The organism is uncultured Eudoraea sp., assembly GCF_947490415.1.
Classification (GTDB): domain Bacteria; phylum Bacteroidota; class Bacteroidia; order Flavobacteriales; family Flavobacteriaceae; genus Eudoraea.
Genome location: NZ_CANLGX010000002.1, coordinates 1 through 25,199, shown reverse-complemented (window position 1 = coordinate 25,199; position 25,199 = coordinate 1). Strand labels below are relative to the sequence as shown.

17 protein-coding genes and 1 tRNA gene are annotated in these 25,199 nt (G+C 39.7%); 10 read left to right on the top strand and 8 right to left on the bottom strand.

The features are described 5' to 3' along the window. Nucleotides 1-388 precede the first annotated feature (388 nt). The 6 genes from Q0874_RS04930 to Q0874_RS04905 all read left to right on the top strand — a co-directional run bounded on the left by Q0874_RS04930 (nt 389) and on the right by Q0874_RS04905 (nt 7,870). Nucleotides 389-1,360: a helix-turn-helix domain-containing protein gene (locus tag Q0874_RS04930; RefSeq protein ID WP_299160166.1), complete on the top strand. Its 972-nt coding sequence runs from the start codon at nt 389-391 to the stop codon at nt 1,358-1,360. A gap of 128 nt (nt 1,361-1,488) precedes the next feature. Beyond that, on the top strand, nt 1,489-2,916 hold the full coding sequence (locus Q0874_RS04925; protein ID WP_299160164.1) for an arylsulfatase: 1,428 nt from the start codon (nt 1,489-1,491) through the stop codon (nt 2,914-2,916). A 23-nt stretch (nt 2,917-2,939) separates the two neighbouring features. Beyond that, entirely contained in the window at nt 2,940-3,779 is an 840-nt protein-coding gene (locus Q0874_RS04920) for a hypothetical protein (protein ID WP_299160163.1), read from the top strand. A gap of 75 nt (nt 3,780-3,854) precedes the next feature. Further along, the gene (locus tag Q0874_RS04915) at nt 3,855-6,245 is read left to right on the top strand and encodes an arylsulfatase (RefSeq protein ID WP_299160160.1); all 2,391 of its coding nucleotides are present in this window, start codon (nt 3,855-3,857) and stop codon (nt 6,243-6,245) included. Nucleotides 6,246-6,495: 250 nt separating this feature from the next. Continuing rightward, nucleotides 6,496-7,389, top strand: coding sequence for a transporter (locus Q0874_RS04910; protein ID WP_299160158.1), 894 nt, complete (start codon nt 6,496-6,498; stop codon nt 7,387-7,389). Between the two features lie 181 nt (nt 7,390-7,570). Further along, nucleotides 7,571-7,870: a helix-turn-helix domain-containing protein gene (locus Q0874_RS04905; protein ID WP_367275419.1), complete on the top strand. Its 300-nt coding sequence runs from the start codon at nt 7,571-7,573 to the stop codon at nt 7,868-7,870. Nucleotides 7,871-8,454: 584 nt separating this feature from the next. On the opposite strand, the gene Q0874_RS04900 is transcribed toward Q0874_RS04905, so the two are convergent. The 7 genes from Q0874_RS04900 to Q0874_RS04870 form a co-directional block, all read right to left on the bottom strand. Next, nucleotides 8,455-8,529: transfer RNA gene (locus tag Q0874_RS04900), tRNA-Val, on the bottom strand. Nucleotides 8,530-8,588: 59 nt separating this feature from the next. After that, on the bottom strand, nt 8,589-9,800 hold the full coding sequence (locus Q0874_RS04895) for a folylpolyglutamate synthase/dihydrofolate synthase family protein (RefSeq protein WP_299160155.1): 1,212 nt from the start codon (nt 9,798-9,800) through the stop codon (nt 8,589-8,591). 3 nt (nt 9,801-9,803) lie between these two features. After that, on the bottom strand, nt 9,804-10,703 hold the full coding sequence (locus Q0874_RS04890) for an energy transducer TonB (RefSeq protein WP_299160153.1): 900 nt from the start codon (nt 10,701-10,703) through the stop codon (nt 9,804-9,806). Next, complete coding sequence (locus tag Q0874_RS04885; RefSeq protein ID WP_299160151.1) at nt 10,703-11,089, bottom strand: biopolymer transporter ExbD; 387 nt, start codon at nt 11,087-11,089, stop codon at nt 10,703-10,705. The genes Q0874_RS04890 and Q0874_RS04885 overlap by 1 nt, the downstream gene beginning before the upstream one ends. Nucleotides 11,090-11,098: 9 nt before the next feature. After that, nucleotides 11,099-11,791, bottom strand: coding sequence for a MotA/TolQ/ExbB proton channel family protein (locus tag Q0874_RS04880; RefSeq protein WP_299160148.1), 693 nt, complete (start codon nt 11,789-11,791; stop codon nt 11,099-11,101). Nucleotides 11,792-11,840: 49 nt separating this feature from the next. Then, a complete protein-coding gene (gene nhaD, locus Q0874_RS04875; protein ID WP_299160146.1) occupies nt 11,841-13,205 on the bottom strand; it encodes a sodium:proton antiporter NhaD in 1,365 nt (454 codons plus the stop codon). An 11-nt stretch (nt 13,206-13,216) separates the two neighbouring features. After that, nucleotides 13,217-14,449, bottom strand: coding sequence for a Glu/Leu/Phe/Val dehydrogenase dimerization domain-containing protein (locus tag Q0874_RS04870; RefSeq protein ID WP_299160144.1), 1,233 nt, complete (start codon nt 14,447-14,449; stop codon nt 13,217-13,219). Between the two features lie 279 nt (nt 14,450-14,728). Between Q0874_RS04870 and Q0874_RS04865 the strand changes: the two genes are divergently transcribed. The 3 genes from Q0874_RS04865 (at nt 14,729) to Q0874_RS04855 (ending at nt 22,178) form a co-directional block, all read left to right on the top strand. Then, the gene (locus Q0874_RS04865) at nt 14,729-15,871 is read left to right on the top strand and encodes an acyl-CoA dehydrogenase family protein (protein ID WP_299160142.1); all 1,143 of its coding nucleotides are present in this window, start codon (nt 14,729-14,731) and stop codon (nt 15,869-15,871) included. Nucleotides 15,872-16,201: 330 nt separating this feature from the next. Beyond that, the gene (gene gltB / locus Q0874_RS04860) at nt 16,202-20,704 is read left to right on the top strand and encodes a glutamate synthase large subunit (protein ID WP_299161691.1); all 4,503 of its coding nucleotides are present in this window, start codon (nt 16,202-16,204) and stop codon (nt 20,702-20,704) included. A gap of 7 nt (nt 20,705-20,711) precedes the next feature. After that, nucleotides 20,712-22,178 carry a glutamate synthase subunit beta gene (locus tag Q0874_RS04855; RefSeq protein WP_299160140.1) on the top strand — a complete coding sequence of 489 codons (1,467 nt, stop codon included), beginning with the start codon at nt 20,712-20,714 and terminating at the stop codon, nt 22,176-22,178. A gap of 80 nt (nt 22,179-22,258) precedes the next feature. Here Q0874_RS04855 and Q0874_RS04850 read toward each other — a convergent pair whose 3' ends face one another. Beyond that, entirely contained in the window at nt 22,259-24,649 is a 2,391-nt protein-coding gene (locus Q0874_RS04850; RefSeq protein ID WP_299160137.1) for an AAA family ATPase, read from the bottom strand. 244 nt (nt 24,650-24,893) lie between these two features. Between Q0874_RS04850 and Q0874_RS04845 the strand changes: the two genes are divergently transcribed. Then, nucleotides 24,894-25,199 (top strand): hypothetical protein (locus Q0874_RS04845; protein ID WP_299160134.1); only part of this gene is annotated, 306 nt, incomplete at its 3' end.

Sequence of the window (25,199 nt, the reverse complement as noted above, 5' to 3'; positions counted from 1 at the left end):
CTATCATGACTTATTAGTGTTTTAATTCACCATAAGTAAGGTTATTTGGTGAATATACTCACCAAATTAATAAATAAGTCTTAATAAATAACTATTAGAATAATTTTCAAACCTTAAGTGAACATATAGTTCAGACATAATAATGTAACTTACACACTTTTTTCGTTTTTACTTCTATCTCAGTTACGAGTAACCCAAGTTCATAAGATTTTAGTTATCGGTGGTCATTTTTTTTGTATCTTCTTTTATGAATAAAATTGAACAACTTCTAACAATTATAATTTGATTTCATTAGGATCCATTCAACACCAGCGACATATCACGTTGAATCATGCGATAATTTGAAGTTTCTAAGAATTATTAAATTTGGGAAAGTTGATTTGCTCTTATGGAAAATTACATTTTGACAGAATATACAGACTCTGCGGAGCAGTTTTCCAAGTCCTTGGAATTTTTGCTTCCGGGATCATTGGTAAAGTCAAGAGTGCTTTCAAATAATTTTAGTTCTGAGGGTCATGGCGTACTATCCAAAGGATTTTATTTAGGCAATAATAAGACTAAGAATCTGGCAGAGTTAGAGATTATCAACCTAAGATCCTGTGTCTTTTCCATCCCCTTTAAGGGGAAATATACGACTTATGTTTCGAATAAACTGTTTAGTGAATGCACCCCTGAAAGAGGGTGCCTATTCTTACCCGCAGATTCCATAAAATATGCCACTGAAACCAGTTTAGTTAATGATTTAATCATTACAATGAGCTATGATGAGATTGAATCCCTCTTGCTAAAAAATTATAATATTAAGAGTGTTGATATATCCAGTATTGAAATGAACAAATCAAATAGTAAGGTCAAGCTGATTTACAACCTTATTTTAAGTAAAATGAGTGCTTTAAAATGCTATCCTCATCTTGGAGAATCGTTACATTTCATGTCAAGTGTAAAGGAAGTAGCAAAATTGTTTCTGACTGAAATAATTGCGGATTTTATGCAGGTTAAAATAAAACAAAAAGTGTCTCCTGACATAAAATTTTTGAAGAATGTCGAGATGCTGATTGATGCAAATCCGGAAATTTATTTTAGTATTCATGAAATTGCTGAAAAAGTAAATACTACACCCCGCAATCTGCAGTTAATTTTTAGAAAACACCGGAATTACACACCCATGCAGTTTCTTAAAGAAAGAAAACTGCATAGGGCAAGATTGGCTATTCTTAACTCGAAGGGTGAATCTTTGATTAAAAAGATTGCTTTTAACGCCGGGTTTACAAATATGAGCAGTTTCAGCAGAGATTATAGAAATCTTTTTGGAGAATTACCATCCTCAACAGTTGAATTGACCAAAAATAATTTCTTTTGATTAGTTCTTCTTTAAACATTTTAGCATATAATCCGTTCGTTTTTTTGATACTTATTTTCGGTTTTTAAATACCTACTTCGTTAAGAACTTGTTAACTTGAGCTTTGTATTTATAAAAATCATATTCCCATGAAGACTTTAGCAACTTTAATTTTGACTTTTTTTTGTACTATAAGTTCTCTTGCGCAGGAAAAACCGAATATTGTTCTGGTATTCCTTGACAATTTTGGTTATGGAGAGCCTGGTTTTAATGGAGGAGGTATAACCCGCGGGGCACCAACACCAAAACTTGATAAACTAGCCTCTGAAGGTTTACGCTTAACTAATTTTAATGTGGAAGTACAATGTACTCCTTCCCGGTCCGCTATAATGACGGGGCGATATGCTATCCGAAGTGGAAACGCAACCGTTCCTTTGGGAGAAGGTATATATGGTCTGGTAAAATGGGAAATAACTATGGCCGAAATGCTCTCAGATGTAGGTTATGCTACCGGAATGTATGGTAAATGGCATCTGGGTAGAACAGAAGGCAGGTTCCCAACCGATCAGGGCTTTGATGAATGGTATGGAATTCCAAATTCTACTGATGAGTCAGCTTATACTTCTTTGGGTGGTTTTGCTGAAAGTGGGCTACCGGAAACGTATGTAATGGAAGCTAAAAAAGGGGAAACTCCTAAGAAAGTAAGACCTTATCGTTTAGATTATAGACCATTAATTGATAGGGATTTAACAGATAAAGCAATGGATTTCATGGAGCGCCAGACAAAAGCTGAAAAGCCCTTCTTTATTTATTTGCCCTATACAGCCACTCACTTTCCAACCATGCCACATCCTGATTATGATGGCAAAACCGGCAATGGCCCCTGGGCTGACTTGTTAACACAAATTGATGATTATACAGGTGAATTACTCGCAAAAATTGATAAGTTAGGTATAGCTGAAAATACCATATTTATTTTTACTGCCGATAATGGACCTGAAGCTCTTGATTTTCAAAACACCAGCATTACTATTGAAGGCGCTATCAACGGTTCAGCTGGACCATGGAGAAGCACCTTGTTTTCAAGTTTTGAAGGCGCATTGCGTGTTCCCTTTGTTATACGCTGGCCTAATAAAGTTCAGGCTAATTCTGTGAGCGATGAAATAGTGCATGCTATGGATTTATTTCCAACATTAGCAAAAATAACAGGAGGTAGCATTCCGGAAGATCGTGTTATTGATGGCATTGAAATGTCTGATTTCTTTTTGGGAGAGAGAAAGGAATCGGGGCGTGATGGATTTATTGTTTATATGGGTAATGATATTTTTGCGGTAAAATGGAAAAATTGGAAACTTCATTTTAAAGAACAAAGTGCATGGAATGGTAAATTAGATACCTACACCATGCCAAGGGTTTACAATCTCTATACCGACCCGCAAGAAAAAAACAATGTACTCTTTCCCCATACCTGGGTTCCTAAAGCTGCGCTTGGTCAACTAACAGAACATATAATTTCTTTAAAAAAATATCCCGGCATTAAGACAGGACAAAAAGATCCATATAAACCGGAGAATTAATGCGTTAATTTATATCCTTAGAAATGAATTTAATTAAGTTTACAATCCTTCTACTGATTGGTTTATTTACATTCAGTGTTGGATATGCCCAGGAAGAAAAAGATAATACCGGAACCAATCCCGCTAACTTCACTTACGATGCGAGATTCTATTTTGAAATGGCGAAACTACCAAATTCGAATGGGTCCTATTTAACAAATGTCCTTGAATTTCGCTGGCCGTTGGGTAGAGATGTGGCTAAAGTTGCCGGCATTGAGAATGAAGGTCTGGTTCATGATCTTGGGAAAAAATTCGGAGCCAGGATGCGTTTCCGTTACCGGGACCTGAATTTGGACACTCCCGGAGAGGGCTTATTCAATAATTCAAACGTCTCTGGAATCGGTGACATAGACGCTCGTATTTTGTGGATGGCCTATGGAAGCAAAAACCTCATCATCGTTCCGGGACTGGAAGCTACTTTTAACACCTCAAGCAATGACGCACTTGGATTCGGGTCCAATGTGCTTGCTCCTACATTATTCTTTGTTTTCCCCGGCTTATTAGGAAAGGGAAGTCTATTCGCACCCGGATACCAGTATTTGTTTGATGTCGATGGAGGTGAGAATAATGAAATTAGTCGCAGTCAGATTGATTTGTACTTTGTATGGATTCTCGGCAAAGGCTCAAATTGGCTTATCGTTGACCCCCAGGTTGTGATTGATCATAAGGGAGACGCCTACCCCACCTTAATAGAACTGGAATGGGGTTATATGATAAAACCCCTGCCCGGAGCCAGCGTGTATGTGAGACCAGGGCTCGGTCTTGGAGGCGACAGACCATACGACTGGAACTTCGAGGGTGGACTTAAGTTCGTTTGGAGATAAAACTTTGAACAATGATGTAATATCGGACATAGAATCTTTAACTAAAGCAATAGCATTAACTTAAAAATCTTTTAAATGAAAACTTCAATAATTGTCTTATTGACAGCAGGTTTACTTCAGGTGTTAGTAGCCGGTTGTAACGATCAGTCTAATACAGCTGAAAATGTTTCAAAAGGGGAAAAGGACAAATTAGACCGAACCAATTTACCTATCCAGCCTCCGGCTATGGCTGCCATTACAGAAATGGATGCAAGGAATGCAACCAAACCTGAACGTTTTGAAGTGAAGGCGCCAGAAGGTGCCCCTAATGTGGTTGTGGTTTTAATTGATGACATTGGTTTTGGAGCAACTTCTACTTACGGCGGAGCCATAAATACACCAACGTTTGATCGTCTGGCCGATAATGGTGTCAGGTTTAATCAGTTTCATACCACCGCCCTCTGTTCACCTACAAGAGCAGCATTGCTTGCGGGACGAAATCACCACAATGTGAATGTTGGTTCGGTAATGGAAATAGCCACTGGTTTCCCTGGCAACCAGGGTATACGACCAGATAATGCAAAATACGGCGCTGAGATATTACGCCAAAATGGCTATAGTACAGCAGCCTTTGGTAAATGGCACGAAACAGCTACCTGGGAAGTTTCTGTTTCCGGTCCTTACTTTCGTTGGCCGACAAACTCCGGCTTTGATAAATTTTATGGTTTTATTGGCGGTGAGACCAATCAATGGGATCCCGTAATTTTCGACGGTGTTACTAAGGTTCATAAAAAAGATGATCCCGATTATCATTTTACCACTGACATGACAAATGAGGCAATTAAGTGGGTGAAATTCCAACAAGCCTTAACACCTGACAAACCATTTATGATCTATTATGCACCAGGTGCTGTTCATGCCCCTCACCATGCTCCTAAAGAATGGATAGATAAATACAATGGGAAATTTGATGATGGTTGGCAAAAACTAAGAGAAGAAACCATTGCACGACAGAAAAAATTGGGTATAATACCTCAAGATGCCGAATTAGCTCCAATACCCGAGGACATTAAAGACTGGGAATCGTTAAGTGCAAATGAGAAAAAGTTATTTGCAATTCAAATGGAAGTTTTTGCCGGTTTTGTTGAACATACCGATGTTGAAGTAGGGCGATTAGTGAATGCCATTGACGAGATAGGCGAATTAGATAATACCCTCTTTGTATATGTCATGGGAGATAATGGCTCAAGTGCTGAGGGCGGTATGCAAGGAACCTATAACGAGTTAGTAAGCCTTAATGGAATATTTGGTGCAGAAACGATTGATGGGATGTTGAAGCGCGGCGATGATTGGGGCGGACCTAATTCTTTCCCTCATATGTCTGCTGGTTGGGCTGTTGCAACCAACGCTCCTTTTTCATGGACCAAGCAGATTGCTGGTGATTTTGGAGGTACACGAAATGGCGTAGTAATACACTGGCCAAAAGGTTTCAGTGCAAAAGGAGAAATCAGAACCCAGTTTAGCCATGTAAATGATGTAGTTCCAACAATATTGGAAGCAACTAAGCTGCCAGTTCCTAAAACAATTAATGGGGTGGAGCAAAAGCCAATGGATGGTGTAAGCATGCTTTATGCCATTGAAGATGCAAATGCTACTGAGCGCCATACCACTCAATATTTTGAAATCGCAGGAAATAGAGGCATCTATCATGAGGGGTGGCTGGCACGCGTGATTCACAGACCGGCATGGAAAAATAAGCCACTCAATACGTTGCAGGAAGATGTTTGGGATCTGTACAATGTTAAAGAAGACTTTAGCCTTACCAATAACCTGGCTGCGGAATATCCTGAGAAGCTGGAAGAAATGAAAGCGTTGTTTGAAAAAGAAGCTATTGCCAATAATGTATATCCATTGGATGATCGCTTGTATGAAAGATTCAATGCTGAACTTGCCGGAAGACCTGATCTAATGGGCGACCGTAAATCACTTACCTTGTCTCATGGGATGGAAGGTATCATGGAAAATGCCTTTTTGAATGTGAAAAACAAATCAAAAACCATCGTTGCTGATGTAAACCTTAAAGGCAATGACCGAGGGATTATTCTCTGTCAAGGAGGTAAATTCGGTGGCTGGGCTGTTTACATGGATAATGGTAAACCTACCTACACGTACAATTATTTCGGTTTGGAAAGTTATACAATCAAGTCTGACACAAGATTAACAGGCCCCAAAGCCGAAATCAAGCTACAGTTTGATTATGATGGTGGTGGGACTGGTAAAGGAGGTAATGCTATACTATATGTAGATGGTAAAAAAGTTGCTGAAGGTCGTGTCGATAAAACCGAACCTGCTGTTTTCTCAGGAGATGAAACTGCAGATGTTGGAATGGATGATGCTACACAGGTAGCGAATGAAGTCTTTAAGGATTTGGAAGACTCGAGATTCACTGGTCATGTCAACAAGGTAACAATCAGTATTCCCGAATAGTCTTCAAATAGATTGATGATCTATAGATCTATCATCAATAAGTACTAAAAGGATTATTCCATATGATTGCGAAATACACATAGAGGAGTATAATCAATACAGAATGAAAAAGAATTTTTTTCGATGGTCAGGGCTAGTACTAAAGAGTTGCGTCCTTTTCATTTTCATATCGAGCACAAATGTTATCGCCCAGCAGGCATCACCCATGCAGTCCGGTCATTACTATCCGGGACTTTTAAGTACAAGGGACATGGCTCATCCTCCCTCGGGGTTGTTCTTTTTATGGTATAACTTTGCCGTGAGCAGCAACACGTACGTTGACAGGGATGGAAAGGAATTTAAAAACATTCCTTTGAGTGATCTGCATCCTTCACTTCCGGATGTTGAAGTTGAGCCCGGTCTGAATGGTTTCGGTAGTGCCCCCGTTGTCGCTTGGGCATCGCCTCAAATCTCCTTCCTTGGCAACGCAAGATACATCGTTGGGATCGCTCCAAATTACGTTACTGCCGAGGTATCGATGGTCACAGAAAGGCCTGGAATTGTGCTGGATACCACATACACCCGGGAAATCTCCACAAGGGTTTCGGGATTTGGTGACCTGATCTTCGTACCCCTCGGATTGAGCTGGGGAGGCAGTAAAATGGACTTCACCACCACCTATACCATATATGCGCCCACAGGCCGATACGAAACAGGCGCAGATGACAATATAGGCCTGGGTTACTGGACTCACCAATTCCAGGGATTTGGATATTATTACCCTGTTGAGAACAAGTCGACTGCTTTCATGCTGGGTCTGACCTATGAAAAGAACTCGAAGGCAAAGGATTCTGACCTTAGGCCAGGGGATCGTTTGACTTTGGAATATGGAGTCAGCCAGTTTTTATCCACAAAGTTTGAAGTCGGGATATTTGGTGGACACAACTGGCAGGTAAGTGATGACAGGGGTGAAGATGTATTTTGGGACCCAAGCTATCACGACAAAAAAAGTGTCCTCTTTTTCAACGTGAGCTATTGGCCCATTAGTGAGCGAATGATGATCAACTTCAAATATGGATTTGACTATAGGGCCCGTCAAAGATTCAAAAGCAATACTTTCGTGCTTAATTTACTATTCAACCCAAATCTTTTAACCTCAAAATGAGTATCAATCTAAAGCCCCTTATAGCAGCATTGATTAAATCTAAAATTGGTAAACTCGAATTTCCATCAGGGTATCCAACAGAAAAGACAGCCCAGATGCTGGAAGATTAGAGGTTGAACTTGTAAAATGATAACTATTAATATATTAAAAATAAAAAAGAGACCGCGCCCTTTCTTCGGCCATTGACTACATACAGAATCATCTGGAAGAAGCTATTAGAATTGATCAATTATGTAGAAATGCCCATGTGAGCGAAAGGACACTTGATTATGTATTTAAGGAGAAATACCAGGTCTCGCCTATTGAGTATATCAAAGCCATAAAACTAAATGAGGTCAAAAAAGAACTTTTACAATCAAAGGAGCAACTGATCTCCAGTGTTGCGGCAAAATACGGCTTCTGGCACATGTGGCAATTTGCTGCGGATTTCAGAAAAAGATTTGGTGAATTACCAAGTGAAGTGCAAAAAAGACGAGCATAATTACATCAACATTAATGATCATATAAGCATAACTGATATTCAATAGGAATCCCATCTAACTAAATCCTATATATTGAATGTGAAGTCGCCCCAATTCAAACCTTCCATCTTTTGATCATAATTGGAATATTTTATAATAATTCTAAAATTTTGTACAAATAAAAAAAGAGTTATATAAAAATAACATGTAACTCGTTGATAGTTATGTGAAAACTACTGGATTGCATATCCATCGGGAAACCACTCCTGCAGTTAGTAAATTCCGGCATACTGCGCAGCCGGATATTTTTTATTTCCCTCCGAAAGCTGGATTACCTCATTCTATTCGGTGATCCATCGGGAAACCAATCCTGCAGTTAGTAAATTCCGGCATACTGCGCAGCCGGATATTTTTTATTTCCCTCCGAAAGCTGGATTACCTCATTCTATTCGGTGATCCATCGGGAAACCAATCCTGCAGTTAGTAAATTCCGGCATACTGCGCAGCCGGATATTTTTTATTTCCCTCCGAATGTTCAAACAAGTTTGACATTCTCCGGAAAATAAAAAATCCGCACGGTACCGTGCGGATTTTCTGAATGATGTGGGCCCTACTGGATTCGAACCAGTGACCCCCTGCTTGTAAGGCAGGTGCTCTGAACCAACTGAGCTAAGAGCCCCTAAGGGGATGCAAATATAGAATAGTTTTTTGTTACCTAAAACAAAAAATAAGAAAAAATCACAGTACCTCGGCAACCGTAAATGTACTCCCGCCTATATAGATAAAATCATCTTTAGCCGCTTTGCTTAGCGCTGCTTTATATGCATTCGGTATGGAATCATAGATTGACCCTTTTAAACCGGCTTCAGTGGCTTTCTTTCCTAAAATTTCTACATCCAGACCCCTTGGAATATCGGGTCGGGCAAAATAATAGATGGCATCTTTAGGAAATAAAGGCAATATCACATCCAGGTTTTTCTCTTTTACAAAACCGAGAACAATATGTAACGTTTTAAATTCCTGCCGTTTTACCTGTTCCAGCACCAGAGTAAGGCCTTCACTATTATGAGCCGTATCACACACAACTTTTGGATTTTCCTGAAGTACCTGCCACCTTCCCAGAAGCCCGGTATTCTCCACCACTTTCATAAGTCCGCTTTTAATATGCTCCTCACTAATAGCAAACCCTTTAAGCCGTTTAATGGCGGCCAACACCCCTTTCATATTCTTGTTTTGATAGCTGCCTAAAAGTGACGTTTTATACAGCTTAAGATCTTCCTTTTCAGCAAAGACTATATCTGAATTTCTCTCCTTCGCAATTTCTTCAAAAATAGGAGCAATCTCATCCTGACATTCACTAATCACAACGGGAATACCAGGCTTTATAATGCCCGCCTTTTCCCTTGTTATCTTTGCCAGTGTATCACCCAGTATGTCTGTATGGTCTAAACCAATGTTGGTAATCAAAGAAACTTCAGGCTTTATAATATTAGTAGAATCCAAACGTCCGCCCAGACCTACTTCTATAATCGCAATGGATACCTTTTTCTTAGAAAAATAATCAAATGCCATCCCCACGCTCATCTCAAAAAAAGAAAGTTTATTCTTTTCCAGAAATGCCTTATTCTTTTCTATAAATTCTATGACACTCTTTTCACTAATAGGTTTTCCATTAATCTTAATCCGCTCCCTGAAATCCTTCATATGCGGAGAAGTATACAAACCTACTTTATACCCTGCTTCCTGCAAGACAGATGCCAGCATATGGCTGCTGGAGCCCTTGCCATTTGTCCCCGCCACATGAATACTTTTAAAAGTTAGATGTGGGTTTTTAAGATGTGCAGCCAAAGAGAGGCTATTGTCTAATTTACCATTATAGGCTTTTGGCCCCTTTTGCTGGTACATTGGAAGTTGAGCAAACATCCAATCCAGGGTCTCCTTGTAGGTCATTTATTATTCCCCCAATTTAAAATTGACCACGACAAACCCTATCTGTTGGCTGGGTGCTTTGGAATCCAGGTTCCATTTGTGCAGCAATGCCGTTTTTTGCGCAGGTTCCAATAAGCAAGGATGACTATTGGTAGTACCCTTTACTCCCGGAGTGGCACTTACCACCTTACCGTTTCTATCTACGGTGATTTTAACAACTACTCTTCCTTCTTCATTACATTCCTGTTGAACCTTTCCCTTACTCACTAGGGAACGTCCATTAAGTCCATATCCGCCTGTCCCGCTTCCCGAACCGGGGCTGCCATAATAGCTTGTGCCATATGGATCCCCATCGGGTTGTCCTTTATCCCCTGCTCTGTTATCATCACCCTCGCTACCCTGAACCTCACCATCAGATTCATTAAGGCCACCCATAAGTTCATCCAGCTTTTTCTTTTTGGCTTCTTTTTCCTGTTGCGCTTTTTCCTCTGCTGCCTTTTGTTCCCTGGCCAATTGTTCGGCTTTGGCCTGGGCTTTTCTTGCCGCTTCTTCAGCCTCGCGCTTGGCAGCCGCCTGTTGCTTAATTTTTATAGATTCTTCGTCTTCCTGTGTAAGTACTTTCTCCGTAGCTTTTTCCGTAACATCCTCCTCGGCTACTTCTTCCGGTTGAGCTGCAGGCTTTTCTTCTACTACTTCCTCCTCTAACTCTTTCACGGGTTCCGCAGGCTGAGACTTTATTTTCTTAACGGGTTGCTTTTCTCCCATACCAAATTCCATCGTCCCAAAATTTACGGTGATTCCGTTCTCAATAGGTGGATCCATATAAGTAAGACCAATATAAAAAAGTAAAAGGAGGAGCACGCTTAACAAAATGGTTGTAAGCGTAAATGATTTTTTCTTGTGTCTCGTGTCTAAAAACGACATTAATTGGGCCGCACAGCCAGGATCACCTTGTAACTATTCCTATTGGCAATATCCATCACGTTAACCGCTTCTTTAATGGCAACGCTTTCTTCTGCCCTTAGAATAATAGTGGGCTTTTCCTGGCCCTCAAGTGCTTTTTTTAGTTCAATTTCTATATATTCTCCGTTTATTCTCTCACTGTTCACAAAATATTCCAGATTTTTATTAATCGTGACGGATACATTTTGGGTATTCGTTGATTTTCCTTTCGCCTTGGGCAAAAGGAGATCCAGCGCATTAGGTGAATTAGCTGTCAACATAAAGAAAATCAGTAGCAGGAATACAATGTCCGTCATTGAGGACATGCTAAATTCCGGACTGATCTTATTTCTTCCTTTAAATTTCATAAGACTGTCTTAAACAGGTTCGTTGAGTAAATCGAGAAATTCCACAGCATTTGCCTCCATTTTGTGCACTACTTTATCCGTACGATTTACAAGATGGTTGTAGCCCATGTAAGCCACAATACCAACAATTAAGCCAGCAACTGTAGTAGTCATGGCTGTGTATATTCCAGATGCCAAAGCACCCATTTCTGCCTGACCCCCACTGCTGGCCATTTGATGGAATGCTAAAATCATACCAATAACGGTTCCTAAAAACCCAATCATAGGTCCTGCACCTGCAATGGTAGCAAGGACATTTACATTTTTCTCCAGTTTGTAAACCTCCAGGGTTCCCGCATTCTCAATGGCTGTATTGATATCATCCAGGGGCTTGCCAATTCTGGATATTCCTTTTTCTGTTAACCTCGCCACGGGTGAATCTGTTTGGGCACATAATATTTTGGCCGCTTCCAGTTTACCGCTCATAACATGATCACGTATTTGATTCATGAAATTCTTATCTATTTGTGAAGCCGCTTTTATGGCTAATAAACGTTCAAAATAAATATATAATCCAACCGCCAGCATCACAAATAAAACGGAGATAATTATAATACTCCCTGCTCCCCCATTAAAGATGAGATCAATCACTGAAAGCGTTTTTTCTTCTGAAACAAGTTCCCCAACTTGTGTCTCATCAACAAGATCCTGTAACAATACCATATTTTTCCCTATTAAAAGTTGCCCTTATAACGGTTTAATATCGATTAAATTATGCGTTTAACACTAAATTTCGCATTAGTACAAATGCGACCGCGCCGCCAATAAAACCAAGGAACGCCAGCCATGCTATTTTTTTGAAATACCAGAAAAAATCAATTTTTTCCATACCCATGGCTACAACACCCGCTGCAGATCCTATAATTAACATACTACCACCTGTTCCTGCAGAATAGGCAATGAAATGCCAGACAGAATCATCTAATGGTATTGAAAACATCCCCATACTTGCAGCAACCAAAGGTACGTTGTCTATGACGGCGGAACCAATCCCCAGTATCAGTATTACTAAATCTGAAACAGTTCCGTCTGCTGCTTCAGTTCCAAGAAAGGGCATGGCAGTATCTAGTGCACCTGCAAAATGAAATAGCATCCCTAAAGATTCCAGAGCGGCTACCGCCAAAAGTATCCCCAGGAAAAAAAGTATACTTGGAAGTTCTATTTTTGACAAGGAAGAATGCACAGCGCTATGGTGAGCTCCTTCCTGACTCTCGGCTCCATCCACACTGGAAATACTGAACTTTGCGCTCGTATATATTTCTGCAAACGCAGCTACAACAGCCAGTGAAAGCATCATCCCCACATAAGGTGGTAAATGAGTAATGGTCTTAAAAAAAGGAACAAATACAATAGAACCTAACCCCAGATATAACATAGTAGCTCCAAAAGGGGATTTTGCTTTTTCTTCTTCCAATTCTGCATCAATATTTCCTTTAAATACCTTGTACCTCAAAGCAAATAGAACGGGTACAACCATACAAACTATGGACGGCACCAGCACATGTTCAATAAGTTGTAGTGCAGACACCTTATTGCCAATCCATAACATTGTTGTCGTAACATCCCCAATAGGAGACCATGCCCCTCCTGCATTCGCAGCTATTATTATCATCCCCGCAAACCAAAGCCTTACCTCCCGATCTTTGATCACTTTTTGTAATATAGTCACCAGAACGATGGTAGCTGTAAGGTTATCTATAATTGCAGAAAGTATAAAGGCCAGAATAGAAAAAAGCCATAATAATTTTGATTTTTTCCTGGTCCGTATATAGCCTTTTATAGTGGCAAATCCATCAAAATAATCTATAATCTCCACAATAGTCATTGCCCCTAAAAGGAAAACAAGGATTTCGGCAGTTTTACCTAAATGGTGCAACAGCATTTCATCTATGTGTGAGGGCTCCAATTCCTTTAAGTCGGTATTAACCTCAAAAACAGGCATATGAGCCAATGCAATAACGGCCCATAAGATTGCCATCATGGCCAAAGCGGGAATAAGTTTGTCTATTTTCAGATTATGCTCGAGGGTAATAGCCAAATAGCCTGCTAAGAATACAATAATAATAATGGTCTCCATACTGGTTGGTTTTAGATTAGTTGTTTAAGGGCAATTTCAAATGCCGTCTTACTCATGTTCTTTTTTGTTACATTTTCCTTAAAGATATTCAAAATTGCTTTTCGAATGGTATCTGAAGTATCATTAAAAATCAATTCATCATCCATGCCCACTCTTCGCTCCATGAAATAGGCAAATAATCTGGCCATTCCACAGTTTGAAACAAAGTCCGGGATAAGACTTACCCTTTCATCCGTATACTCCATAATTGAACCAAAAAATATTTCAGGGTCTGCAAACGGTACATTTGCACCACATGAAATAACCTCAAGGCCTGTATCTATCATTTGAGCGATTTGCTCCTGGGTGATCAATCTGGAAGCCGCACATGGCGCAAAAATTTCTGTAGGCAAACTCCAGATACGCTCATTCATTTCATCAAAAGGAATCATTTTATCTGCATCTGCAATTAATGTATTTCCTTTTTTATGTAAAAAGAAGGTCTTTATTTCTTCGAATGAAAAACCATCTTCATTAATAACCCCGCCTACACGATCAATTATTCCCACGATCCTAGCCCCCATTTGGGCCAAATAAAAAGCTGCCGCAGATCCAACATTCCCAAATCCCTGTACAATAGCCCGCTTACCTATCACGGTGCCTCCAAAGATATCATAGTAGTGCCTAATGGCTTCTGCTACACCAAAACCTGTTATCATATCGGCAATGGTGTATTTTTTGCTAACATCAGGGGAATAGGTATTACTTTCCAAAACCTTGATTACTCCGAGTCTTAGCTGTCCTATCCTATTTATTTTATCGGCTTCTGTAGGCTTGAAATGGCCGTTAAACACACCTTCCTGCGGGTGCCATACGCCAACATCTTCTGTAATTGGTATCACCTCATGAATTTCATCTACATTTAAATCCCCGCCTGTTCCATAGTAACTTTTAAGCAGGGGGGCAACCGCTGCATACCATCTTTCTAAAACGCCCCTTTTTCTGGGATCATGAGGGTTGAAATTTATTCCCGACTTCGCTCCTCCAATTGGCGGACCAGATACCGTGAACTTAACTTCCATGGTTTTTGCCAGGGATAGCACTTCGTTCATATCCAATCCCTCGCGCATTCTGGTGCCTCCACCTGCTGCACCACCTCTCAGAGAATTTATAACGGCCCAACCTTCAGCTTCAGTTTCCGAATCCTTCCAGTTAAAGACTATCTCTGGCGGTTTGTTTTCATATATTTTTAATAGCTTTTTCATTTGTGTTTTAACTAATTAAGTGACCTGAATTAAAAATGTGTACTAATAGTAATTCAAATGAAGCTAGTGTTGTCTCATAATTATATGATAGTTTAGGTAATAAGCAGACCTTAGACAAATATAAAAATATTGTGCTACTTTAAAAGCTTTTTAGATCATACTTGGTCGCAAAAGATATCTCTTTTGTAAAGGCTTTCACTTTTATAAATAAGCCTGTGTATCCATACATATTTTCCAGCAGTCTTGTATCTTTGTAATGTTTTCAACAAACTTACAGCAATGAATTTCACACTAACCGAAGAACAAGAAATGATTAGGCAGGCGGCCAGAGATTTTGCCCATGCCGAATTATTACCGGGTGTAATTGAACGTGATGAAACACAGCAATTCCCTTCCGAGCAAGTCAAAAAAATGGGGGAACTTGGTTTTATGGGGATGATGGTAGATCCGGAATATGGCGGCAGTGGTTTAGATACATTGTCTTACGTTTTAACCATGGAGGAACTTTCCAAAGTTGACGCATCCTCCTCTGTTGTAGTATCCGTAAATAATTCTTTGGTATGTTGGGGTTTAGAGACTTTTGGTTCCGAAGAGCAAAAAGAAAAATACCTGAAAAAGTTAGCCTCAGGTGAAATTATTGGTGCTTTCTGCCTTTCAGAACCGGAAGCAGGTAGTGATGCCACATCTCAAAAAACCACAGCGATTGATAAAGGGGACCATTATGTCCTGAACGGGACGAAAAATTGGATCACTAATGGAAGTTCCGCATCCGTTTACCTGGTAATTGCTCAAACCCATATTGAAAAAGGATACAAGGGGATTAATGCCCTGATAGTTGAAAAAGGAATGCCGGGATTTGAAATAGGGCCTAAAGAGAATAAATTAGGAATACGAGGGAGTGATACTCATTCTTTACTATTCAACGATGTAAAAGTACCCAAGGAAAACAGAATTGGCGAGGATGGTTTTGGTTTTAAATTTGCCATGAAAACCCTTGCCGGTGGAAGAATTGGTATTGCTGCACAGGCTTTGGGAATTGCGGCCGGAGCCTATGAACTTGCCAAAAACTATTCAAAAGAACGCAGAGCATTTGGTACGGAGATATCCAACCATCAGGCTATTGCCTTTAAACTGGCAGATATGCATACGCAAATTCAAGCCGCCAGATATTTGGTGTACAAAGCGGCCTGGGACAAAGATCAGGATAATGATTACGATATTTCTGGTGCAATGGCCAAGCTTTATGCCTCACAAGTTGCCATGGAAACTACTGTGGAGGCGGTGCAAATATTTGGAGGAAACGGATTCGTTAAAGAATACCATGTTGAGCGTATGATGAGAGATGCCAAAATCACCCAAATATACGAGGGGACATCAGAGATTCAAAAAATAGTAATCTCCAGAAGTATTCTAAAAAAATAGAGCAATTTATCAGCACACTTCCCATAAGCCCTGATATTTTTAGGGGTATCCTTTGTATTTCAAAAAATTATACTCCTGTTTTATGCTTAAAGATGGGGTTAGGCTTAGGATAATTACTCACCCAAGGTGAGTCACCCCTTAGCTATGTAATCTCAAGACCTGCTTACCTCCATTTTTATTATAATCTCAATTTACGAGGCATAAATATTTCAAATTAAATATTTTTTAACGTTTTATTGTAAACGTTAAATATTTTGCGCACTATCTTATTAAATGATGTATATATTTCGTTAAAAATGATATTTTTGAATAAATACCGTAATAAAGATGATGAAAAGACAAGGCTTGTATCTACCTGAATTTGAACATGATAACTGTGGAGCTGGATTTATTTGCAGCCTAAAGGGAAAAAAGTCGAATGATATCATTCACAAGGCGCTCGAAATTCTGGATAAATTGGAGCACAGGGGCGCTGTCAGTGCCGATGGTAAAACAGGAGATGGTGCCGGTATCCTGATTGATATTCCACATCAGTTCTTCCTGGATGAATGTGATTTCAAAATTCCTAAAGCAGGTGATTATGCCGTGGGTAATGTTTTCTTACCAAAAAAGGAAAATCAAAGAGACTATTGCGTCTCTGTCTTCGAAGAAAACATAAAAAAGCAGGGATTACAATTATTAGGATGGCGAAATGTTCCTGTTAACAAGGCTATTCCCGGAAGAATCGCTGTTGAAACAGAGCCTTTTGTTAAGCAAATCTTTGTTGGCAAAGAAAATAAGGATCAAAAGGATTTTGATTTTAACCTTAAACTGTATATCGCTCGTAAAGTAACGGAACATACCCTTATAAACTCAAAATTATCAGAAAGTAAATTTTTCTATGTTCCCAGTCTTTCAACAAAAATAATCATCTTCAAAGGGCTGTTAATGCCTAATGATATTAAGCTCTACTTTAAAGATTTAATGGATACGAGGGTGGTTACAAGATTAGCCCTGGTTCATCAACGTTTTTCCACCAATACTTTTCCCACCTGGGATCTGGCCCAACCCTTCAGGTATATGTGTCATAACGGGGAGATCAACACGCTAAGAGGTAATGTTATGCGCATGCGATCCCGGGAAAGCCTATTAAAAAGCAATCTGTTTGGAGAAGAAATAAAAAATATCCTCCCTATAATATTACCCGGAAAATCTGACTCTGCTTCTATGGATATGGTAGTAGAATTGTTGCTAATGACCGGGCGGTCTCTTCCTGAAGTAATGATGATGCTTGTTCCCGAAGCCTGGGAAAAGAACCAGGAAATGTCCGTAGCGAAGCGCGGCTTTTATGAATACAATTCCTGTGTGATGGAACCCTGGGATGGCCCTGCATCTATCCCCTTCACAGATGGTAGTTACATAGGTGCTGTATTAGACAGAAATGGCCTCAGACCATCACGTTACTCGGTTACAAAAGATGGTTATGTAATTATGTCTTCTGAAACAGGAGTGGTAGAAATAGCACCTGAGAATATTGAATATCACGGCCGACTTGAACCGGGAAAAATGTTTCTGGTTGATATGGAAGCCGGAAGAATTATAAATGATGAAGAGATCAAAGAAAAAATAGCAAAGAAGCATCCTTATAATAAGTGGTTGGACGCCAATTTGGTTCACCTGAAAAATATCCCCTATAATGATTGCCCTCTTTTTCTAAATGAAGCTTCTCTGGAGAAAAGAAAAGCAGTATTTGGCTATACCCTGGAGGACATAAATACAATCATTCTTCCTATGGGGCAACATGCAAAAGAACCCATAGGTTCAATGGGGTCAGACACCCCTATCGCAGTATTATCTGAGCGGCCTCAGCTTTTGTATAATTATTTTAAACAGCTTTTCGCACAAGTAACTAATCCACCATTAGATGGTATTCGCGAAGAATTAATAACAGATATTTCGCTTACGTTGGGAAGTGATTATAATATTTTTGACATTACTGAATTGAGTTGTCGAAAGTTAAAAATCCAAAATCCTGTTATTTCCAAAGAAGATCTTGATAAAATCAAAAACTACGATGCCAGCCCTGACTATAAAGTCGTTTCCATTCCTATTCTCTATAATATTTCCAGGGGACATAATGGTTTGGAGGAAGCTCTTGAAAACATTTTAGGAGAAGCAGAGAAAGCCATAGATAAAGGAACAAACATTATTATTTTATCTGATAGAAACTCCAACAAAGACAAGGCGCCTATTCCTGCATTACTTGCCTGTTCTTATGTAAACAGCGGACTTCAGCGATTGGGGAAACGTTCCAAATTAAGCATCATTATAGAATCTGCAGAGCCAAGGGAAGTCCATCATTTTGCATTGTTGTTCGGGTTTGGAGCAAGTGCAATTAATCCCTATCTGGTAAATGAGATAATTGCAGAACAAATTGAAGAACATGATATTACGGAATACTCTTTTGATGAGGCCATTAAAAACTACAATAAGGCCATTGGCAAGGGTATTTTAAAAGTTATGAATAAAATTGGTATCTCTACTCTAAATTCATACCGGGGTTCTCAACTCTTTGAATGTATTGGGATTAACACCAAAGTTGTGGATAAATATTTTCCGAATACACCAACACGTATACAGGGTATTGGATTGTATGAAATAGAAAAAGAGATATCCAAAAGACATAAAAAGGCCTATCAGGATCAGCATGTTGCTGCTAATTTAGATCTTGAAATAGGAGGTGAATACCGTTGGAGGCGTGATGGGGAAAAACATATGTTCAATCCTTTATCTATTGCCAAACTTCAGAAGTCTGTTCGAAATAATGAGCCAGACACCTATAAAGAATTTGCCAAAATGGTAAATGAACAATCCAAATATTTAATGACCATCCGCGGTTTGTTCGAATTTTCAAATTATGACCCAATTCCTATTGAAGAAGTAGAACCCTGGACGGATATAGTTAAAAGATTTAAGACTGGTGCTATGTCCTATGGTTCCATTAGTAAAGAGGCTCATGAAAATCTGGCAATTGCCATGAACAGGATCGGGGGGAAAAGCAATTCAGGGGAAGGCGGAGAAGATGCCGACAGATTCTATAAAAACCAAACAGGAGATTGGCGCAACAGCGCAATTAAACAAGTTGCTTCCGGAAGGTTTGGTGTTACTTCAGATTATCTTACTAATGCTCAGGAGATACAGATTAAAATGGCGCAGGGTGCCAAACCGGGAGAAGGAGGCCAACTACCCGGTCCAAAGGTAAACCCGGCAATCGCTAAAACACGAAATTCAACCCCATATGTAGGTCTTATTTCACCTCCACCACATCATGATATCTATTCCATAGAGGATTTATCACAATTAATTTATGATCTTAAATCTGCAAATCGCAAGGCCAGGATCAACGTAAAACTAGTCTCGGAAGTTGGTGTAGGAACAGTTGCTGCCGGAGTTGCCAAAGCCAAAGCAGATGTAATTCTTATTTCCGGATTTGACGGTGGAACCGGGGCATCGCCATTGACTTCACTCAAACATGCAGGCCTTCCCTGGGAATTGGGAATTGCCGAAGCACAGCAGACTCTGGTACTGAATGATCTGAGAAACAGAATAGTCCTGGAATGCGATGGACAATTAAAAACCGGAAGAGATGTGGCAATTGCCTGTCTTTTAGGAGCTGAAGAATTTGGATTTGCAACAGCTCCTCTGGTGGCCTCAGGATGTATTATGATGCGTGTTTGCCATTTAAATACCTGCCCTGTGGGCATTGCAACACAAAATCCTGAGCTGAGAAAGAAGTTTAAAGGCAAGCCGGAACATGTAGTCAATTACATGTATTTTGTAGCAGAGGAATTAAGAGAAATAATGGCTCAGTTAGGCTTTCGTACCGTTAAGGAAATGGTAGGCCAGGTACAAAAACTAGATAGAAATGCGGCAATTGATCATTACAAAGCAGCTGGGATAGACCTGACGCCTATTCTTCATCAGATTGATGTTCCAAAGAACACGAAACTGTACAATACCCAAAAACAACAACATCATATTAATGAATCTATAGAGTTTGAGATTATAGAGAAAGCACATCCCGCACTGTTTAGAAAGGAAAAAATATCTTTAGATTTTCCAATTCACAATACAGACAGGGCAGTAGGTGCAATAATCAGTAATGAAATATCCAAAATATATGGTGCTGAAGGACTTCCTGAAAACACCTTGAAACTGAATTTTACAGGTTCTGCAGGGCAAAGTTTTGGGGCTTTTGCTACCAAAGGAATTACTATGGTGGTCAATGGAAATACAAATGACTATTTAGGGAAGGGACTATCGGGCGCTAAGTTGATCATAAAAGTACCGGATAAATCAACACTACAACCGGAAAATAATATCATAACCGGAAATGTAACACTTTATGGTGCCACTTCAGGTGAAGCATATATAAACGGTAAAGCCGGTGAACGTTTTTGCGTAAGAAATTCCGGGGGGCATGCAGTCGTAGAAGGTATTGGAGATCATGGATGCGAATACATGACAGGTGGCGTAGCTGTAATACTCGGGGAAGTTGGCAGAAACTTTGGAGCAGGTATGAGTGGGGGTATCGCCTACATTTTTAATGAGAAAAAGACTTTTGAGAAAAGGTGTAATATGGAGGCATTAAACCTCCTGGCGGTTGAAGAAGATTATGACATAAAGGAACTTAGGGAATTAATTGAAAATCATTACAACGCGACTTTAAGTCCGCTCGCTCAGAGAATCCTTGAGAATTGGGAAGATAACCTTCCCAAATTCATTAAAATATTTCCTGAAGAATACAAGCAGGCACTAATTCGTCTGGAAAGAGAAAAATTAGAAACAATATAATCGATAGATGGGAAAGATAACAGGATTTTTGGAATTCGATAGAAAAGTGGAGAAATATGCTCCGGTAGATGAACGCATTCAGAATTATAAAGAGTTTACACTTCCTATGAAGGAAAAAGAACTCAAAAATCAGGGTGCCAGATGTATGGATTGCGGTATTCCGTTTTGCCATAGTGGTTGTCCACTGGGTAATTTAATTCCCGATTTTAATGATTCCGTATATAAAGGCAAGTGGGAAAAGGCTGCAGAAATTTTACATGCGACGAATAATTTTCCTGAGTTTACCGGAAGATTATGCCCGGCTCCCTGCGAGGAAGCCTGTGTACTTGGAATCAATGAAGATCCGGTGTCTATTGAAAATATTGAAAAGAATATTGTTGAGACCGCTTTCAAAAAAGGGTGGATTGTGGCCAATCCTCCAGAAACGAGAACAGGTAAAAAAGTTGCCGTTGTAGGTTCGGGACCTTCCGGTTTAGCGGCAGCTCAGCAACTTAACCGGGCCGGACATTCTGTTACTGTCTTTGAACGGGATGAAAAACCTGGTGGTTTGTTAAGGTATGGGATTCCCGACTTTAAAATGGAGAAACATGTTATAGACCGAAGGCTTGAAATTTTGAAAGAAGAAGGTATTGAATTTGAATGTGGTATTCATATAGGAATTGATATTGAGGCCCAGGTAATACAAAATGATTTTGATGCGGTCGTATTATGTGGCGGAGCCACTGTTCGAAGAAATTTACCTATAAAAGGCGCTGATTTAAAAGGAGTGGTACAGGCAATGGATTTTTTAGGACAAAATAACCGCAGAGTTGATGGATTGAAATTCTCCGGGGAGGAAATAAAAGCTACAAATAAAAATGTTATTGTTATTGGCGGAGGTGATACAGGTTCTGATTGTATAGGTACCTCTTTCAGACAGGGAGCGACTTCAGTATCCAATTTTGAAATAATGGGTAAAGCTACTGCAGAACGACCTGAAGACCAGCCATGGCCTTTCTGGCCCATGAGACTGCGTACCAGCTCATCGCATAAGGAAGGAGCAGAACGATTTTTCAGTATTTCAACCAAAGAGTTTATTGGGGATAAAAATGGAAATTTAAAAAGCCTGATTACTGTAAATGTAGCGTGGGAGAAAGTACCTGGGCAGCGACCTGTTTTAAAAGAAATTGAAGGTACAGAAAAGGAATGGCCCTGTGAGTTGGCATTGCTGGCTATGGGCTTTACCGGTTCTGAAATGACTATTGCCGAGCAACTAGGCCTGGAGGCTGACCCGAGAACGAATATAAAAGCTTCAGTAAAAAACTATAAGACCAATGTTCCGGGAGTTTTTGTTGCCGGAGACCAGCGCAGAGGACAATCCTTAATAGTATGGGCTATCTCAGAAGGGCGACAGGCTGCTTATCATGTGGACACCTATTTAATGGGGAACTCTAATCTCCCGTTAAAAGGCGAGGGTGATCTTCCCAGGGTTTAGTTTCCCCGGTATTACCGGCAGTATTCATATTGTATTTATGAACTCAATGAATACAATAAGTTCTTAAAATAAACGCGGCATCAGCGCTTCCTCTCACTCACCGAATTTGTTTGGATATTTTCATTGAGCTGTGTTATTCTCCGGTCTACCAGGTAATGTAAGGACTCTTTTGAAAATGACCCGTCTTTAAGTCGTTTACCTGCCCGTAGACCCATAAGAATTTCGATTCCCTGATCGATAGAACTTATTGCCCAAATATGAAATTTGCCCTCTTTGACACTGCTCAGAATCTCTTTCTTTAGCATTAAATTCCCAAGATTATTTTTGGGAATGAGTACCCCTTGTTCGCCATCAAATCCGGCTTGCCTGCAAACCTCATAGAAACCCTCAATTTTTTGGTTTATGGCGCCAACGGCTTGCAGTTCTCCTTTCTGATTTATAGATCCAGTAACAGCAATACCCTGCTTTATAGGTATCTGAGAGAGACTTGATAAAATCGCATACAACTCTGCACTAGAGGCGCTATCACCCTCAATTTCAGAATAACTTTGCTCGAAGACAAGACTGCCAAAAAGGCTCATAGGTTTATTCTGTGCATACATTTCCCTTAGAAAACCCTGTAAAATAAGTACCCCCTTTGTATGAATAGGGCCGCCTAATTTGGCTTCTCTCTCAATATCTACCAACCCTGATTTGCCCGAGGCTACACTGGCTGTTATTTTATTGGGTCTTCCAAATACAATATCTCCCAGGTCAATTACGGAAATCCCGTTAATTTGACCTATTTCAGACCCTGTAAGGGCTATCATCAGCGTTTTTTTATGAATCATTTCATTTATTTTTTCCTGAATGAGATTAGAGCGATAATACCGGGCATCAATAGCTTTATTGATTTGCTCTTCACTTATGGTTGATTCGTTCCCTATCTGGGCGTAATGATTCGCTTCGTGCATCAGGTCTTTTATCTCCCCGAACTTGATTGAAATTTTACTACGGTCCTGTGCAATTCTTGATGCCTGCTCAATGAGAAAGGCTAAGGCGCTATCACTTATCGGCAGTAACTTATTCTCTCTTTGAATCTTGTAGGTAACCAAAGCGAATTCCTTAATATTAGCCGCATTATATTCCATAGTTGTATCGAACTCCGCCTTAACTTTAAAGAGCTCCTTAAAATCTTCATCCAATTCGTACAATAAATAGTACCATTTTGGTGACCCAATCAATATAATTTGCACATCAAGTGGAATTGGATCAGGTTTCAGGCTTTTGGTATTTTGAAAACCAAAGCGTTCTCCTGCATCCTCTATCACTATCTCATTATTGTTCAAAGCTCTTTTCAAGCTATCCCATGAAAAATAGTTCAAAAGCAGTTCCTTGAGCGGTACAATTAGGTAGCCCCCGTTAGCGCGATGTAAAGAACCTCCCCTTATTAATGTAAAATTCGTCAAAAGGTTGCCCATATACGATTCATGTTCTACTTTGCCGAACAGGTTATTATAGGTGGGATTGAGTTCCATTATTATAGGGGCGCCCTTAAGTTTTGTATTATCTGTGATAACATTTACCTGGTATTTAATGAATCTTGGATCCATCTTTAGGTCGAAAGTATCCTGAGTTGATGAAGCATCCAGGTAAAGAGGTAAATTTTCTATAATATCGTTCCTTACATTTTCCAGATAAGTTATGACATCATTATAGGCATTGTATTTCTCCAGTAATTCATGGAGAAGTGAGTCTATGGCATAAAGTGCAACATTCTTATCTAATTCCCCTAAATTGCGCCTACTTTCCCGTTCCAGGTCCCTGTTTTTTCGAAGCAATGATAGCAACTCCTCCTTAAATCTGTCCTGTTTTTCCAACAACTCATCTTGTGTTTTTTTATTGAGCTGATTAAATTTCTTATCACTTAAAGGGTGACCGCTCTCATCTGTAGGAATTACCAGAATTTCTATAGGGGTCCGTCTTATCATGAATCTATTTGCAAGAGCCTTTTTGTTAAGGTCCTTAAACAGCTCATTCTCTTCATTCTTAAAGGCGTCTATTATATCTTGCCGTTTTTCCGCATACTCCTTACTATCAAAGGCGTTTAATAAAACTTTTTGTGCTTCTTCAATGAGGTTATTTATTTCCGCTTTGAAAATTTGAGCCCCGCCTTTAGGGAGATTGAGTTTTTTTGGATAGTAGGAGTCCTTAAAATTATTTACATAACACCAATCCCCTGGTGAGGTCTCAAATTGTGCTTTTTCTTCCAGATAGTGATTTACCGCTTTAAGTTTACCACTTCCAGGATATCCGGAAACATAGATATTAAAGCCTCCACTTTTATTGCCTATTCCAAATTCCAATGCTTTTAGTGCTCTTTCTTGTCCTATTAAAGGTCTTGAAGTACGTTTTTGTTTTAGTTTTTTCCAATTGATGGTCGATGGGTCCAATACTCGTCTTAAAGCCTCAGGTTTTACTTCTAGTCGCATGTAGTATAGTAGTTTTGGAATTACTTATCTAAGTTAAACGAATCGGTATTGGTTATTTATGACCTTAGTCATATAATGTAAAGTGCCAGTCTTTTATTCGTCTTGTTTTTCCCTTTCAACGCTCCGAAATGAGAAAATTACATGCAATGTATTGGTTTAGGGTATAAGTCTATAAGCTACTGCTGAATAAAAAAATAGCTTTCAGAGAATCCCGACTGACTTCTTGCGAGGTAAGGGTCAAGCTATGTTTAAAAACAAAAAAAAAGCACCTATCAACGAATTGATAAGTGCTTTTAAAGAAGGCGGCGGCCTATTCAATGACTGCCTGTGCATTCAAGCGCAGTACAGAATAAGCAGCTGCAGGAATGAACCACGCCAAAGGCGTGGATCTACATTACTGGTTTTTGCAAACAAAAAAGACACCAAGAATTCTCTCGGGGTCTTTCGAAAAAGTCAGCGGCTCTCCCACAATGTGATCAAAAAAAAGGATCCCGACCAAATGAATGATCGGGATCCTCGAAGAAGGCGGCGGCCTACTCTCCCACCAGTT

Excerpts from the sequence above, each read along its gene's own strand:
- Q0874_RS04930 (WP_299160166.1), top strand. The coding sequence starts at position 389 with ATGGAAAATTACATTTTGACAGAATATACAGACTCTGCGGAGCAGTTT.
- Q0874_RS04925 (WP_299160164.1), top strand. The coding sequence starts at position 1,489 with ATGAAGACTTTAGCAACTTTAATTTTGACTTTTTTTTGTACTATAAGT.
- Q0874_RS04920 (WP_299160163.1), top strand. The coding sequence starts at position 2,940 with ATGAATTTAATTAAGTTTACAATCCTTCTACTGATTGGTTTATTTACA.
- Q0874_RS04915 (WP_299160160.1), top strand. The coding sequence starts at position 3,855 with ATGAAAACTTCAATAATTGTCTTATTGACAGCAGGTTTACTTCAGGTG.
- Q0874_RS04910 (WP_299160158.1), top strand. The coding sequence starts at position 6,496 with ATGGCTCATCCTCCCTCGGGGTTGTTCTTTTTATGGTATAACTTTGCC.
- Q0874_RS04895 (WP_299160155.1), bottom strand. The coding sequence starts at position 9,800 with ATGACCTACAAGGAGACCCTGGATTGGATGTTTGCTCAACTTCCAATG.
- Q0874_RS04890 (WP_299160153.1), bottom strand. The coding sequence starts at position 10,703 with ATGTCGTTTTTAGACACGAGACACAAGAAAAAATCATTTACGCTTACA.
- Q0874_RS04885 (WP_299160151.1), bottom strand. The coding sequence starts at position 11,089 with ATGAAATTTAAAGGAAGAAATAAGATCAGTCCGGAATTTAGCATGTCC.
- Q0874_RS04880 (WP_299160148.1), bottom strand. The coding sequence starts at position 11,791 with ATGGTATTGTTACAGGATCTTGTTGATGAGACACAAGTTGGGGAACTT.
- nhaD (WP_299160146.1), bottom strand. The coding sequence starts at position 13,205 with ATGGAGACCATTATTATTATTGTATTCTTAGCAGGCTATTTGGCTATT.
- Q0874_RS04870 (WP_299160144.1), bottom strand. The coding sequence starts at position 14,449 with ATGAAAAAGCTATTAAAAATATATGAAAACAAACCGCCAGAGATAGTC.
- Q0874_RS04865 (WP_299160142.1), top strand. The coding sequence starts at position 14,729 with ATGAATTTCACACTAACCGAAGAACAAGAAATGATTAGGCAGGCGGCC.
- gltB (WP_299161691.1), top strand. The coding sequence starts at position 16,202 with ATGAAAAGACAAGGCTTGTATCTACCTGAATTTGAACATGATAACTGT.
- Q0874_RS04855 (WP_299160140.1), top strand. The coding sequence starts at position 20,712 with ATGGGAAAGATAACAGGATTTTTGGAATTCGATAGAAAAGTGGAGAAA.
- Q0874_RS04850 (WP_299160137.1), bottom strand. The coding sequence starts at position 24,649 with ATGCGACTAGAAGTAAAACCTGAGGCTTTAAGACGAGTATTGGACCCA.